Source organism: Streptomyces tricolor, from assembly GCF_002155905.1.
GTDB classification, from domain to species: domain Bacteria; phylum Actinomycetota; class Actinomycetes; order Streptomycetales; family Streptomycetaceae; genus Streptomyces; species Streptomyces tricolor.
The window spans coordinates 1-1,035 of sequence record NZ_MUMF01000863.1 but is presented as its reverse complement, the minus strand read 5'-3'; the positions used below and the strand labels follow the sequence as shown (position 1 = coordinate 1,035).

The 1,035-nt window shown below is 75.7% G+C and carries 1 protein-coding gene; it reads left to right on the top strand.

Annotated features, from left to right (window positions below):
* The coding region (locus CCN44_RS40890; RefSeq protein WP_244204055.1) for a FecCD family ABC transporter permease at window positions 1–1,033 on the top strand (1,033 nt) is incomplete at its 5' end.
* Between the last annotated feature and the right edge of the window lie 2 nt (window positions 1,034–1,035).

Genomic DNA, 1,035 nt, shown 5'->3' with positions numbered 1-1,035 from the left:
CCCCCGGCGCACCCGCGCCTGGCTGCTGACGGCGGGTCTGCTCCTCGCCCTGCTGGCCCTGGTGCCGGTCGCCGCCGGACTCGGCGCCTACCCCGTCCCGGCCGCCGACGTGCTCGGCTCGGTGCTGCACCGGGCCCACCTCGGCGGCGCGGCGCCGGACCGGGTGGCCGAGTCCGTGCTGTGGAACGTCCGCTTCCCCAGGATCGCGCTGGCGCTGCTCGTGGGTGCCTCGCTGGGCTGCGCGGGGGCGCTGATGCAGGGCGTGTTCGGCAACCCGCTCGCCGAGCCGGGCGTCATCGGCGTCTCCTCGGGGGCGGCGGTCGGGGCGGTCGGCGCGATCGCGTTCGGGCTGGACTTCCTGGGCATGTGGACCGTGCCCGTCTTCGCCTTCGCGGCGGGCCTCGGCACGGTGCTGCTGGTCTACGTCCTGTCCCGCTCGGACGGCCGTACCGAGGTGGTGACGCTGATCCTCACCGGGATCGCGGTGAACGCCTTCGGGGGCGCGCTGATCGGGCTGTTCCTGTTCTTCGCGGACACCGCCGCCGTCAACCAGATCACGTTCTGGCAGCTCGGCTCGCTCGCGCAGGCGACCTGGCCGAAGGTGCTGGCGGTGCTGCCGTGCGCGGCGCTGGGGCTGGGGATCGCCCCGCTGTACGCGCGCCGGCTGGACCTGCTGGCGCTGGGCGAGGGCCCGGCCCGGCACCTGGGCGTGGACGTGGAGCGGCTGCGGCTCGCCCTCGTCCTGGTGATCGCCCTGCTCACGGCGGCGGCGGTCAGCGTCGCCGGCGTCATCGGGTTCACCGGCCTGGTCGTCCCGCATCTGCTGCGGATGGCGGCCGGGCCGGGTCACCGCTTCCTGGTGCCCGGCAGCGCCCTGCTCGGCGCCCTGGTCCTGCTCGCCGCCGACCTCGCCTCCCGCACCCTGGCCGCCCCGGCCGAACTCCCCCTGGGCGTCCTGACCGCGCTCCTCGGCAGCCCGTTCTTCTTCTGGCTGCTGCGCAGAACCCGCCGCAGGCAGGGAGGGTGGGCATGACC